Source organism: Pantoea sp. VS1 (genome assembly GCF_002207995.1).
Taxonomy (GTDB): Bacteria; Pseudomonadota; Gammaproteobacteria; order Enterobacterales; family Enterobacteriaceae; genus Pantoea; species Pantoea dispersa.
The window spans coordinates 63,368-76,338 of record NZ_NHZE01000017.1; the positions used below are offsets into that span (position 1 = coordinate 63,368).

Consider the following 12,971-nt stretch of genomic DNA (forward strand, 5'->3'; position numbering starts at 1 on the left):
AAGCGACCGGGATGAACGCGCGCCGCCAGCGCCGCTGCGGTTCAACGTAGCAGGGGCATCAGGTCTTTGCGCGCAGCCATTCGGTCACCAGCATCGGCCAGCTGGCCAGCGGCAGATCCGCCACGCCACGAATCCCAAAGCCGTGGCCGCCTTTCTGATAAAAGTGAATTTCCGCCGGTACCTTGTGCTCCCGCAGGGCACTAAAAAACACCATGCTGTTATTAACGGAAACCGTCTCATCGTCAGCGGCGTGAATCAGTAGCGTTGGCGGCGTCTGGCCGTGCACGCGCGTCTCCAGCGAATAAGCCTCAATGCTTTTCTGATCCGGCCACGCGCCCAGCAGGCGGGTGCGTGAACTTTCATGCGCCAGACCGTCGCGCATGCTGATGACCGGGTAAAGCAGCACCATCGCATCAGGACGCGGTGACAGGCTGTCGGCCTGATCCTGCAGCGGATAGATTTTTTCGCCAAAGCGGGTGCCGAGGCTGGCGGCCACGTGCCCGCCGGCGGAAAAGCCCATCATCACGATGTACTTACCGTTCAGGCCGCGCTGTGAGCGCTCGCGCAGCACGCGCACCGCACGCTGGGCATCGGCCAGCGGCGCATCCGGTCCTTCATGATGGCCGTCGTACGGCAGGCGATAGGTCATTACCGCCAGCGTGTAACCCATCGAGGTGAAAAAGGTGGCGAGGGCGCTGCCTTCGCGGTCGATCAGTACGCGCTGATACCCGCCGCCCGGTGCCACCAGCAGGGTGATACCGTTTGAGGTTTCCGGATGCCAGATCGCCATCTCCGGGCAGCGCACACCGGTGGCGGCGCGGTCGTAAGGTTCGAACTCTCGGGCCAAATCGACGATCTGCGGCTGAGCGCGCGAGTCACTCGCGCCTGGCGCGTCGCCGTGCGGCCAGATATTGATAATTTCTGTGTGCATAAATCTGTCCTGAGCGAGTCATGTTGTCGTTATTGTGTTCGCGGTCGACCTGACAGCTTCCTGCTGTGGTTGATTAAAACATGGTCTTTTTTCGCGCGATCGTCCAGCCGAAAACCGCCGGCGTCGCCAGTTTCGGACTATGCCTGGCGGTCGGGTTTATCGTCGTAATGCATTGAATTTAAATCAGTCTGATTAGCGGCATTTAAGTGGTAAGCGTCAGGCAGAGAGGCGGCTGGATGGCGTGCGTCATTAGTAAAAATTGCCCGGTGAATCTGCGTCATTAAGCCAAATTTTCGCGGTGATATTTTTCAGCGTAATAATCAATTTGCCGTCAGGGCAGAGGGGAAATTGTCGCGACGCGTAGCAGGCAGCGCGGCGCGACAATCGTGTGCGGTGTTAAACGGTTTTTGGCATCGCGCTGTGCGGAATAATCGCGCCGCGATGCTGGATCACCGTACTGGCGGTGAGATGGCCGCGTGCTGCGGCCTGCTCCACGCTGCCACCCGCGAGGCGCACCGCCAGATAACCGGCGCTGAAGGAGTCACCTGCGGCGGTGGTATCGACAATCTGCGCCGGAGCCAGTTTGATGGCCGCAACGTCCCGCAGCGGCTCGTCGCCGTGCGCCACCAGGCAGGAGTCGGCACCACGTTTGATCACAATCTCCTGCACGCCGGCGGTGCGCGTGCGCGCAATCACGTCCGCCAGCGGCTGTTCGCCCCACAGCAGGTGTTCATCATCCAGCGTCAGGAAGGCGATATCGGTGTGGCGTAGCATCGCCGCATACGCCTGCTGCGCACTGGCGCTATCCGCCCACAGACGCGGCCGGTAGTTGTTGTCAAAAATCACGGTGCCACCGTTTTGCCGGCAGGCACTGAGCAGCGCCATCAGCTTTTCGCGGCTGGCCTGAGGCAGGATCGCCAGGCTGATGCCGCTCAGGTAGAGATAGTTGTAATGCGCCAGCTGCTGACAGATGGCCCCGGCCTGCGGGCTATCCAGCCAGAAGCGCGCGGCAGCATCGCTGCGCCAGTACCAAAAGGTGCGCTCGCCGTGGGCATCGGTTTCGATGAAGTAAAGCCCGGGCATTTTGTCCGGCAGGCGCTGCACCAGCTGCGTGTGCACCTGCTCCTGCTGCCAGGCCGCGATCATCTGGTCGCTGAAGCTGTCGGTGCCAAGCGCGGTGACATACTCCACGCGCAACTGGCTGGAATCGCTCTGTCGTGCCAGATAGACTGCGGTATTCAGCGTATCGCCGCCAAAGCCGCGTTTGATGTTCTCACCTTTTTCGGACAGCTCAATCATGCATTCGCCAATAATGGCGATGGTTTTCTGCGTCATGGTGTTTGGCCTGTAGTGAATGCTGCGCTCTAGTCTCGCGTCTGGTATGGCAGTCGTCAATGCTTTTTAAAACGCTGTTTTAATTTGCCTTAAGGCGTAAAATCGCGCTTCTGCACCGATTTAGCGGCCAAACCGGGGGTTGTTTTGCCGATTAAGCCGCAGACACGCTGCTAGACTCAACAGCTCGTGTGGCTGCGCAGACCAATAAAGTTATCCAGGGGAGAGCCGATACTTGCCACTGAGATGCTATTTGCAGGCACTCAATACCAACCAGGAAAACACCATGGTGATGAAGAATTTGAGTCATCGGCTGCCTTTTTCTCCCGAACTTGAGCAACAACAGGAAACCCGTCTTTACTGGCAGCAGTGCCAACGGTGCTACACTTTCCAGCCGATTTACCAGGTTTCTGGCCGCTTACTGGCTATTGAACTGCTTACCGCCGTGGTGCATCCCGCCGCACCTGAGCAAAACGTGTCACCCGAAGACTATTTCGAGGCGCTGACCATTGCCCAGCGTCTCGACATCGTCCAGGAGCAGCTTGAACTGTTATTACAGTGGGCTTCCTTCTTCAGCCAGCGCCAGCTGGTGGCCTCCGTCAATATTGATGGCCCCACGTTACTGGCTATTCAGCAGCATGCGCCCGTGCGCGCGCTGATCGTCCAGCTGCCATGGGTGCGCTTCGAACTGACCGAGCATCACGCGCTGCCGCAGGAAGAGATGGTGGCGCAGATGCCGGAGCTGGGCCCGCTGTGGCTGGATGACTTTGGGTCCGGCATGGCGAACTTCTCCGCGCTGACCGAACTGCGCTACGACTACATCAAGCTCTCGCGCGAGCTGTTTATGCTGCTGCGCGCCAGTGATGAAGGGCGCTCGCTGTTCTCCATGCTGCTGGCGCTGATCAACCGTTACTGTAACGGCGTGATCGTCGAAGGGGTGGAAAACGAGGAGGAGTGGCAGCAGGTATGCAACTCGCCCGCCATGGCCGCACAGGGCTATTATTTTTCCCGTCCGCTGCCATTTAACCAGCTGGAAAACCTGGTACTTGAGCTTCCGTAATTCCGTTCTGCCGCGTCTCGACTATCTTTAAGGAGACGTGGAAGGGCAAGGAGGAGGCAAAATGTCGCGTACAGGAAAAATAATTAGCTGGGTGGTCGGGATTTTATTGTTGCTGGTTGTGGTGGTCGTGGTGATTATCGCCACCTTTGACTGGAACCGCCTGAAGCCAACCATCAACCAGAAAGTCTCGGCAGAACTGAACCGACCGTTCGCTATTCGCGGCGATCTTGGCGTGGCCTGGGTGCGCAATCGCGAAGAACCAGGCTGGCGCAGCTGGGTACCGTGGCCGCAGGTGCACGCTGACGATGTCATGCTCGGTAATCCGCCCAGCGTGCCGGAAGTGACAATGGTGCATTTGCAGCGGGTGGAAGCCACACTGGCGCCGCTGGCGCTGCTGCACAAAGAGATTTACCTGCCGTGGATTAAGATGCAGCAGCCGGATGCGCGACTGGTGCAGACCGCCGATAAGAAAAATAACTGGACCTTCAACCTCGCCAGCAGCGAAAACAGCGACCCCAACGCGCCGCCTTCGGCATGGTCATTCCGCCTTGATAATATCCTGTTCGATCAGGGACAGCTGCGCTATCGCGACGCCATCAACAAAGCCGATGTCACGGTGAAGATCAATCCGCTGGGCAAACCGGTGCCGTACGCGCAGGTCGCGGGCGGTAACGACCAGCAAAAAGGGGCCGGCGATTTTGTGTTTGGCTGGCAGGCGAGCGGGACCTACAACAACCAGAAACTCGACGGCGACGGTAAGATTGGCGGTATGTTGTCGCTGCGCAGCAAAACCACGCCGTTCCCGTTGCAGCTCGACGTACGTAATGGCACCACACGTGTGCGCGTGGATGGCACCCTGCAGGATCCGCTCAATCTCGGCGGGCTGGATGTGCGGCTGCGCTTCTCCGGCGACACGCTGGCAAATCTGTACGGCTTAACCGGCGTACTGCTGCCGGACACGCCACCGTATGAAACTGACGGCCATCTGATTGCGCGTTTCAACGAAGAGAAAGGGCCGCTGTTCCGCTACGAAAAATTCAACGGTCATATTGGTGACAGCGATATTCACGGTTCGCTCAGCTATCGCCAGGGCAAACCGCGTCCGACGCTGAGCGGCGAGCTGACGTCGAACCAGCTGCGTATGGCGGACCTTGGGCCGCTGATAGGGGTTAACTCCGGCAAGGGCAGTGAAAAAACGGCGCAGGCCAAAGCGCAGCGCGGTGAGGCCAGCACCCAGCCGGCGGATCGCGTGTTGCCACATGACAAGTTCGATACCAAAAACTGGGATGTGATGGACGCTGACGTGAAGTTCAGCGGCAAGCGTATCGAGCACAGCAGCAAGCTGCCGCTCAGCGATCTCTATACCCATCTGCAGCTGAAAAATGGCGACCTGCTGCTGGATCCGCTGCGCTTCGGCATGGCCGGCGGCAGCATTAATTCGACCATCCATCTGGAGGGCGATCGCTCACCGATGCGCGGCCGCGCCGACCTGCATGCGCGCAAGCTGCAGCTGCGCCAGCTGTTCCCGGATGTCACCGCCATGCAGCGTAGTCTCGGCCAGCTCAACGGGGATGCCAGCCTGACCGGCACCGGCAATTCGGTGGCCGACCTGCTGGGCACCAGCAATGGCGAGCTGAAACTGTTGATGAACGATGGCCTGATCAGCCGCAGCCTGATGGAGATTGCCGGGCTGAACGTTGGTAACTATGTGGTGGGTAAACTGTTTGGCGACGATGAGGTGCGCATCAACTGTGCCGCGACCGACCTGAATATTAGACAGGGACTGGCGACGCCGCGGCTGTTTGTGTTCGATACCGAGAACGCGGTGATTAACGTTACCGGCAACGCTAACTTTGCTAATGAGCGACTGGATCTGTCGATCAATCCGGAGAGCAAGGGCATTCGTATCATTACGCTGCGTTCGCCGCTGTATGTGCGCGGCACCTTCAAAAACCCGGATGCCGGAGTTAAAGCCGGTCCGCTGCTGGCGCGCGGTGCCGCAGCCGTCGCGCTGGGGGCCGTGGTCGCGCCGGCGGCCGCACTGCTGGCGCTGATTTCACCAAGCGACACCGATGACAATCAGTGCAGCAACGTGCTCCAGCAGATGAAAAGCAAAAAGTGATCAGTTACGCCACAGCACTTTGATGATGTGGTAGCCGAAAGCGGTTTTCACCGGTCCGTAAGGTTGCAGCAGCGGGCAGGTGAACACCGCTTTATCAAACGCCGGCACCATCTGCCCTTTGCGAAACTCCCCCAGATCGCCCCCGTTACGCCCGGACGGGCAGGTCGAGTGTTTTTTTGCCAGTTGCTGAAAGTTCGCGCCTTTTTCCAGCTGCGCCAGCAGCGCTTTCGCCTGCGCTTCCTGTTTCACCAGGATATGTAAAGCCGCCGCGGTTTTCGCCATGATGGTGTTCCGTTATGTATGTATAATATTCGACGCATTATAGCGTAGTGCGCGTCAGTTGTAGGGTCGCCATTGATGGCGACCTTTGCGCTCAGGTGCGCATCAATGCGCACCCGACGGCGCGATGTAAATCTTCCTGTCTGATTAAATTGAGTGATGTTTTTCTATGCGTCTTAATCCCGGCCAACAACGTGCTGTCGAATTTGTCACCGGTCCCTGTCTGGTGCTGGCCGGTGCGGGTTCCGGTAAAACCCGCGTGATCACCAATAAAATCGCCCATCTGATCCGTGAATGCGGCTATCAGGCGCGCCATATCGCGGCGGTGACCTTCACCAACAAGGCGTCGCGCGAGATGAAAGAACGCGTGGCGCAAACGCTGGGACGCAAAGAGGCGCGCGGCCTGATGATCTCAACCTTCCACACCCTGGGCCTGGAGATCATCAAGCGCGAGTACAAGGCGCTCGGCATGAAATCGACCTTCTCGTTGTTCGACGATCAGGATCAGCTGGCGCTGCTTAAGGACCTGACCAAACAGTGGCTGGAAGAAGATAAAACCCTGTTGCAGCAGCTGATTTCCACCATCTCCAACTGGAAAAACGACCTGGTCGACCCGCAGGGCGCGGCCGGCCTCGCCAAATCACAGCGCGACCAGATTTTTGCCCACTGCTACGCGCTGTACGATCAGCATCTGAAAGCCTGTAACGTGCTGGATTTCGACGATCTGATTCTGCTGCCGACCCTGCTGCTGCAGCGGAATCAGGAAGTGCGCGAACGCTGGCAACAGCGCATCCGCTATCTGCTGGTGGATGAGTATCAGGACACCAACACCAGCCAGTATGAGCTGGTGAAGTTGCTGGTCGGCGCCCGGGCGCGCTTTACCGTGGTCGGCGATGACGATCAGTCTATCTACTCGTGGCGCGGCGCGCGGCCGCAGAACCTGGTACTGCTCAAAGAGGATTTCCCGGCGCTGGAAGTGGTGAAGCTGGAGCAGAACTACCGCTCGACGCAGCGTATCCTTAAATGCGCCAATATCCTCATCGCCAACAATCCGCACGTGTTTGAAAAGCGGCTGTTCTCTGAGCTGGGCGAGGGCAGCGAGCTGAAAGTGCTGAGCGCCAACAACGAAGATCACGAAGCCGAGCGCGTGGCGGGCGAGCTGATTGCCCATCACTTTATTAATAAAACCCAGTACAAAGATTACGCGATTCTTTATCGCGGTAACCATCAGTCGCGCGTGTTTGAAAAGCTGCTGATGCAGAACCGTATTCCTTATCGCATCTCCGGCGGCACGTCGTTCTTCTCGCGGCCGGAAATCAAAGATTTGCTGGCCTATCTGCGCGTGCTGACCAATCCGGAAGATGACAGCGCGTTTCTGCGCATCGTGAACACGCCGCGTCGCGAGATCGGCCCCGCGACGCTGCAGAAGCTGGGTGAGTGGGCCAATCTGCGCAACAAAAGCCTGTTTAACGCCAGCTTTGATATGGGGCTGGAACAGACGCTTTCCGGGCGTGGGCTGGAGCATCTGCAGCGCTTTACCCACTGGCTGAATGACATCGTTCAGCTCACCGAGCGTGAACCGGTGAATGCGGTGCGCGACCTGATTCGCGGCATCGACTACGAAAGCTGGCTGTTCGAAACCTCTCCCAGCCCGAAAGCGGCGGAAATGCGCATGAAGAACGTCAATACGCTGTTTCAGTGGATGACCGAAATGCTGGAAGGCGACGAACTTAACGAGCCGATGACGCTGGCGCAGGTGGTGACGCGTTTTACCCTGCGCGACATGATGGAGCGCGGCGAGAGCGATGAAGAGCTCGATCAGGTCCAGCTGATGACGCTGCACGCCTCGAAAGGCCTGGAGTTCCCCTATGTCTATCTGGTGGGCATGGAAGAGGGGCTGCTGCCGCATCAGAGCAGTATCGATGAGAACAATATCGAAGAGGAGCGTCGCCTGGCCTACGTGGGCATCACCCGCGCGCAGAAAGAGCTGACTTTTACCCTGTGCCGCGAGCGCCGTCAGTACGGCGAGCTGGTACGTCCGGAACCAAGCCGCTTCCTGCTGGAATTGCCGCAGGATGATGTGGCGTGGGAGCGTGAGAAAAAGGTGATCAGCGCCGAAGAGCGGGTGAAAACCGGGCAAACGCGCGTCGCCGGCTTACGTGCGATGCTGGAGAACGCGAAGAAGGGGTAATGGTTTTGTCACAGCCGCAAGCTGGCCTCTGGCGAAAATCGTTGCGTGCGCCGCAGAGGCAAAGCGCCCGGCAAAGCAAACTTCACTCGCGTAAAGGCGCAGTTGCCGGGCGCTTTTCAACGCAGCAGCAGCAGGTTCGATCAGGAAATCGTCAGCAGCCAGTGCACATACGACTGGTAATGGCTCTCCTGCTCCAGCAGCTCGGCGCGCAGCGGATGCGCAGCCAGCCAGCCTGCGGGCAGCGTCAGATGCAGCGCATCATCATCCGCCTGCAGACGCACCGCCGGCAGCGTGTCGTCGCGCCGCCGGCTGGAGAAGATGATTGCCAGCCGCAGCAGACGGCTCAGCCGCTCTGCCATGCGCGGTGGCACGGCGTTTTGCTGCGTCAGCAGCGCCAGATCAATGCTGCCGCTCTGGTTCTGCAGCAGGCAGGCCAGCATTTTTTTCTGTGCGGGGGTGAAACCAGGAAGATCGAGATGGCGAATCAGATACGCGGCGTGCTGCGGTGCCTGGCGGAAATCGACGCTCAGGCCAATTTCGTGGATTGAACAGGCGCTGAGGAGTAAATCGCGACATCGCTGATCCAGCTTCCAGCTGCTGCTCACCTGACGGAAAAAGCTCTCTGCCAGCTGGCGTACGCGGCCCGCCTGCTCAATATCAATGGCGAAACGACGCTGAACGTTCTGCAGCGTGCGGCTGCGAATATCGCGGTCAATCGGCAGATGCAGCATGCCGTACACCAGCCCTTCGCGCAGTGCGCCGCCGGCCAGCGTCATGCTCTCAATGCTCAGCTCGTGGAAAATGGCGATCAGAATCGACAGGCCGCTGGGAAACACCAGCGCACGCTCCAGCGTCAGCCCTTCAATCTCCAGCTCCTCCAGCTTGCCGCACTGAATGGCACGCTGCTTAAGCTGCTGCAGTTTGCTCAGGGTGATGCGCTCATCCATGCCCTGCGCCACCATGATCTCCTGCAGCGCCTGGACAGTGCCGGACGCGCCCACGCAAATCTGCCAGCCTTTCTCTCGCAGTGCTGGCGCAATCGGACGGATCATTTCACGTGCGGCCTGTTCGGCCTGGGCAAAGTTCTCTTTGGCGAGATGACGATCGCTGAAGAAGCGCTCCAGCCAGGTTACACAGCCCATCGACAGGCTAAACAGCGTCGTGGCGTGCGCACCTTCGCCGGTCACCAGCTCGGTGCTGCCGCCGCCGATATCGACCACCAGCCGCTGGTCAGAGCCGCCGGTGGTGTGCGCAACACCCTGATAGATCAGGCGCGCTTCTTCCTCGCCGCTGATGACGTTCACCGCGCAGCCGAGAATCTGTTCCGCCTGAGTCAGGAAATCCTGCGCGTTACTGGCAATGCGCAGCGTGGCGGTTGCCACCACGCGGATTTGTTCCGGGGGAATGTCCTGCAACTGTTCGGAGAACAGACGCAGGCACTGCCAGCCGCGCTGCATCGCCTCAGCCGAGAGATGGTTGGCCGCATCAAGACCTGCCGCCAGACGCACCTTGCGTTTAATTCGCGCGACGGTCTGAATACTGCCGGACACTTCGCGCACCACCAACATATGAAAGCTGTTAGAACCTAAATCAATCGCAGCATAAAGTGACGATGCGCTTAGCATGTGTGCTTAACCCGAACGTTTACGGTTGTTGTTGCGCGGGGCACCGCCGCGACGGTTGCTGTTGTTGCCACCGCGACGTGGACCGTTGCCCGAGCGGTTACGCTGCAGGCGTTTCGGTGGCGGCAGGTCGCTCAGCAGGGCGTCGCTGTTGTACTTGCTCACCGGAATACCGTGACCGATGTACTCTTCAATCGCCGGCAGGTTAAGCGCGTACTCTTCACAGGCCAGGCTGATGGAGTGACCGCTGGCGCCAGCACGACCGGTACGGCCAATGCGGTGCACGTAATCTTCGCGATCGTCCGGCAGGTCGTAGTTGAAGACGTGCGTAACTGCCGGGATGTGCAGGCCGCGCGCGGCGACGTCGGTGGCAACGAGGATATCCACGTCACCTTTGGTGAAGTCGTCCAGAATGCGCAGGCGTTTTTTCTGCGCCACGTCGCCGGTCAGCAGGCCCACGCGGTGACCATCGGCAGCCAGGTGGCCCCAGATATCTTCACAGCGGTGCTTGGTGTTGGCGAAGACGATGGCGCGATCCGGCCACTCTTCTTCCAGCAGGGTCTGCAGCAGACGCATCTTCTCTTCGTTCGAAGGGTAGAACAGCTCTTCTTTAATGCGGTGGCCAGTTTTCTGCTCGGGCTCAACTTCAACGTATTCGGCGTTGTTCATGTGCTCGAACGCCAGTTCACGTACGCGATAAGAAAGCGTGGCCGAAAACAGCATACTCAGGCGCTGGGTGGCCGGCGGCATGCGGCGGAACAGCCAGCGAATGTCTTTAATGAAACCGAGATCGAACATGCGATCCGCTTCATCCAGTACCACGACCTGAATGGCGCCGAGGTTGATGTGATTTTGTTTGGCGTAGTCAATCAGGCGTCCGGTGGTGCCCACCAGAATATCGACGCCGTCTGCCAGCACTTTCAGCTGCTTGTCATAGCCGTCGCCGCCATAGGCCAGGCCCAGCTTCAGACCGGTGGCCTGTGCCAGCGGCTCGGCATCGGCATGAATCTGCACCGCAAGCTCACGCGTCGGTGCCATGATCAGCGCGCGTGGCTGATTAACCTGGCGGCCTTCAGCAGCAGGATGAGAAAGAAGATAATGAAACGTTGACGTCAGGAACGCCATCGTTTTGCCGGTACCGGTTTGCGCCTGACCCGCGACATCACGCCCTGAAAGCGCAAAAGGCAACGCGAGCGCCTGAATCGGCGTGCAGTTATGAAAGCCTTTCTTATCAAGGGCTTCCACTACCTGTGGGTGCAGGGCGAAGTCGGAAAACTTCTGTTCTGTTAAGTGTGTTTTGCTCATAGTGTGGTAGAATATCAGCTTACTATCGCTTTACGAAAGCGTATCCGATGAAATAAAGTCAACCTACGTTGGTATATTTTACGCCAATTCGCCAGGCATAATCTTTGGAGTTAAACATGAGCAGCGATAAAATCGTTCACCTGACCGATGACAGTTTCGACACTGACGTGCTGAAAGCCGACGGTGTGACGCTGGTAGATTTCTGGGCTGAATGGTGTGGTCCTTGCAAAATGATCGCCCCGATTCTCGACGAAGTCGCAGAAGAGTACGACGGTAAGCTTACCATCGCCAAGCTGAACATTGATGAAAACCCAGGTACTGCGCCAAAATACGGTATTCGCGGTATCCCGACCCTGCTGCTGTTCAAGAACGGCGAAGTGGCGGCGACCAAAGTGGGTGCGCTGTCTAAAGGTCAGCTGAAAGAGTTCCTGAACGCTAACCTGGCCTAAGCCCGGCGCGGTGTTTGTTCGGCAGTGGTGAATTTTTTCGCCACTGCTGGACGTCTCCCTTCAGGCGTGTTAAGTTGACCTCACTGCATTACGCACTTACCTTGTAGTTTGCATCTAAAGTTTTCCCTTGTCAGACCCAGCTCGCATTGAACGTTTTCGTGGTTTGGCAATCTGACGGCTAGCACATTCGGCATCACCTTTCGACCGTCTCCTCGCTTCCTATCGCCACATCTGACGATAACCGTCGAGCAGCGTTGAAAAAGAGCCATTAACAGGCATGGAATTTTTGCCATACCATTCACGACAAACATTTCGAGAATTACCCCGAGTTTAAGAACCCATCACTATGAATCTTACCGAATTAAAGAATACGCCGGTTTCTGAGCTGATTACTCTCGGCGAAAATATGGGGCTGGAAAACCTGGCGCGTATGCGCAAACAGGACATTATTTTCGCCATCCTGAAACAACACGCGAAGAGCGGCGAAGACATCTTCGGTGATGGTGTGCTGGAGATACTGCAGGATGGATTTGGTTTCCTCCGTTCCGGAGACAGCTCCTACCTCGCCGGTCCCGATGATATCTACGTTTCTCCCAGCCAAATCCGCCGCTTCAACCTCCGCACTGGTGACACCATTTCTGGCAAAATCCGCCCACCGAAAGAAGGTGAACGCTATTTTGCGCTGCTGAAAGTTAACGAAGTTAACTACGACAAGCCAGAAAACGCCCGTAGCAAGATTCTGTTTGAAAACCTGACGCCGCTGCACGCGAACAACCGTCTGCGTATGGAGCGTGGTAATGGTTCGACCGAAGACCTGACGGCGCGCGTGCTGGATCTGGCATCGCCAATCGGTCGTGGTCAGCGTGGTCTGATCGTCGCACCGCCGAAAGCCGGTAAAACCATGCTGCTGCAGAACATCGCGCAGAGCATCGCGTACAACTATCCTGACTGCGTGCTGATGGTGCTGCTGATTGACGAGCGTCCGGAAGAAGTGACCGAAATGCAGCGTCTGGTGAAAGGCGAAGTTATCGCGTCGACCTTTGACGAACCGGCCTCGCGTCACGTGCAGGTTGCAGAGATGGTGATCGAGAAGGCTAAGCGCCTGGTCGAGCACAAAAAAGACGTTATCATCCTGCTGGACTCCATCACCCGTCTGGCGCGCGCCTACAACACCGTGGTACCGGCGTCGGGTAAAGTCCTGACCGGTGGTGTTGACGCCAACGCCCTGCATCGTCCGAAGCGTTTCTTCGGTGCGGCACGTAACGTGGAAGAGGGCGGCAGCCTGACCATCATCGCCACCGCGCTGGTTGATACCGGTTCGAAGATGGACGAAGTGATTTACGAAGAGTTTAAAGGTACAGGTAACATGGAACTGCACCTGTCACGTAAAATCGCTGAGAAGCGCGTGTTCCCGGCTATCGATTACAACCGTTCCGGTACGCGTAAAGAAGAGCTGCTCACCTCTCAGGAAGAGCTGCAGAAGATGTGGATCCTGCGCAAAATCATCCATCCGATGGGTGAAATTGACGCGATGGAGTTCCTCATCAATAAACTGGCAATGACCAAAACCAACGACGAATTCTTCGATATGATGAAACGCTCGTAATCTGTTGCCGCCGGTAACGGCCTGAGCCAGCCGGCTAACGGCACAAATTGCCAGGATTTATGACTAACGCCACG

At 57.9% G+C, this 12,971-nt stretch carries 10 protein-coding genes; 5 read left to right on the forward strand and 5 right to left on the reverse strand.

The genetic code is table 11. The annotated features are described in order from the left end of the window. Positions 1-58: 58 nt before the first annotated feature. Both CBW22_RS09855 and CBW22_RS09860 read right to left on the reverse strand, forming a co-directional pair. Positions 59-931, reverse strand: a complete 873-nt coding sequence (locus CBW22_RS09855) for an alpha/beta hydrolase (RefSeq protein ID WP_058771051.1) — start codon at positions 929-931, stop codon at positions 59-61. A gap of 396 nt (positions 932-1,327) precedes the next feature. Then, positions 1,328-2,266 (reverse strand): sugar kinase, encoded by a 939-nt coding sequence (locus tag CBW22_RS09860; RefSeq protein WP_088516565.1) that lies wholly within the window; start codon positions 2,264-2,266, stop codon positions 1,328-1,330. A gap of 283 nt (positions 2,267-2,549) precedes the next feature. Between CBW22_RS09860 and pdeH the strand changes: the two genes are divergently transcribed. Together pdeH and CBW22_RS09870 are read left to right on the forward strand one after the other, a co-directional pair. Beyond that, positions 2,550-3,323 (forward strand): cyclic-guanylate-specific phosphodiesterase, encoded by a 774-nt coding sequence (pdeH, locus tag CBW22_RS09865; protein WP_088516566.1) that lies wholly within the window; start codon positions 2,550-2,552, stop codon positions 3,321-3,323. Positions 3,324-3,384: 61 nt separating this feature from the next. Then, positions 3,385-5,445, forward strand: a complete 2,061-nt coding sequence (locus CBW22_RS09870) for an AsmA family protein (RefSeq protein WP_058775505.1) — start codon at positions 3,385-3,387, stop codon at positions 5,443-5,445. Here CBW22_RS09870 and ppiC read toward each other — a convergent pair whose 3' ends face one another. After that, the gene (gene ppiC / locus CBW22_RS09875; protein WP_058758095.1) at positions 5,446-5,727 is read right to left on the reverse strand and encodes a peptidylprolyl isomerase PpiC; all 282 of its coding nucleotides are present in this window, start codon (positions 5,725-5,727) and stop codon (positions 5,446-5,448) included. Positions 5,728-5,893: 166 nt separating this feature from the next. On the opposite strand from ppiC, the gene rep reads away from it, so the two are divergent. After that, positions 5,894-7,915, forward strand: a complete 2,022-nt coding sequence (rep, locus tag CBW22_RS09880; protein ID WP_021506994.1) for a DNA helicase Rep — start codon at positions 5,894-5,896, stop codon at positions 7,913-7,915. A 140-nt stretch (positions 7,916-8,055) separates the two neighbouring features. Here rep and ppx read toward each other — a convergent pair whose 3' ends face one another. Beyond that, a complete protein-coding gene (ppx, locus tag CBW22_RS09885) occupies positions 8,056-9,540 on the reverse strand; it encodes an exopolyphosphatase (RefSeq protein WP_088516567.1) in 1,485 nt (494 codons plus the stop codon). 6 nt (positions 9,541-9,546) lie between these two features. Next, entirely contained in the window at positions 9,547-10,842 is a 1,296-nt protein-coding gene (gene rhlB, locus CBW22_RS09890) for an ATP-dependent RNA helicase RhlB (protein ID WP_031279615.1), read from the reverse strand. A gap of 116 nt (positions 10,843-10,958) precedes the next feature. Between rhlB and trxA the strand changes: the two genes are divergently transcribed. Continuing rightward, entirely contained in the window at positions 10,959-11,291 is a 333-nt protein-coding gene (gene trxA / locus CBW22_RS09895) for a thioredoxin TrxA (RefSeq protein ID WP_021313352.1), read from the forward strand. 346 nt (positions 11,292-11,637) lie between these two features. After that, positions 11,638-12,897 (forward strand): transcription termination factor Rho, encoded by a 1,260-nt coding sequence (rho, locus tag CBW22_RS09900; protein WP_021506991.1) that lies wholly within the window; start codon positions 11,638-11,640, stop codon positions 12,895-12,897. The last annotated feature ends 74 nt before the right edge of the window (positions 12,898-12,971 follow it).

Bases quoted from the DNA above. Each gene is read 5' to 3' on its own strand.
- CBW22_RS09855 (WP_058771051.1), bottom strand. From the start codon at position 931: ATGCACACAGAAATTATCAATATCTGGCCGCACGGCGACGCGCCAGGC.
- CBW22_RS09860 (WP_088516565.1), bottom strand. From the start codon at position 2,266: ATGACGCAGAAAACCATCGCCATTATTGGCGAATGCATGATTGAGCTG.
- pdeH (WP_088516566.1), top strand. From the start codon at position 2,550: ATGGTGATGAAGAATTTGAGTCATCGGCTGCCTTTTTCTCCCGAACTT.
- CBW22_RS09870 (WP_058775505.1), top strand. From the start codon at position 3,385: ATGTCGCGTACAGGAAAAATAATTAGCTGGGTGGTCGGGATTTTATTG.
- ppiC (WP_058758095.1), bottom strand. From the start codon at position 5,727: ATGGCGAAAACCGCGGCGGCTTTACATATCCTGGTGAAACAGGAAGCG.
- rep (WP_021506994.1), top strand. From the start codon at position 5,894: ATGCGTCTTAATCCCGGCCAACAACGTGCTGTCGAATTTGTCACCGGT.
- ppx (WP_088516567.1), bottom strand. From the start codon at position 9,540: ATGCTAAGCGCATCGTCACTTTATGCTGCGATTGATTTAGGTTCTAAC.
- rhlB (WP_031279615.1), bottom strand. From the start codon at position 10,842: ATGAGCAAAACACACTTAACAGAACAGAAGTTTTCCGACTTCGCCCTG.
- trxA (WP_021313352.1), top strand. From the start codon at position 10,959: ATGAGCAGCGATAAAATCGTTCACCTGACCGATGACAGTTTCGACACT.
- rho (WP_021506991.1), top strand. From the start codon at position 11,638: ATGAATCTTACCGAATTAAAGAATACGCCGGTTTCTGAGCTGATTACT.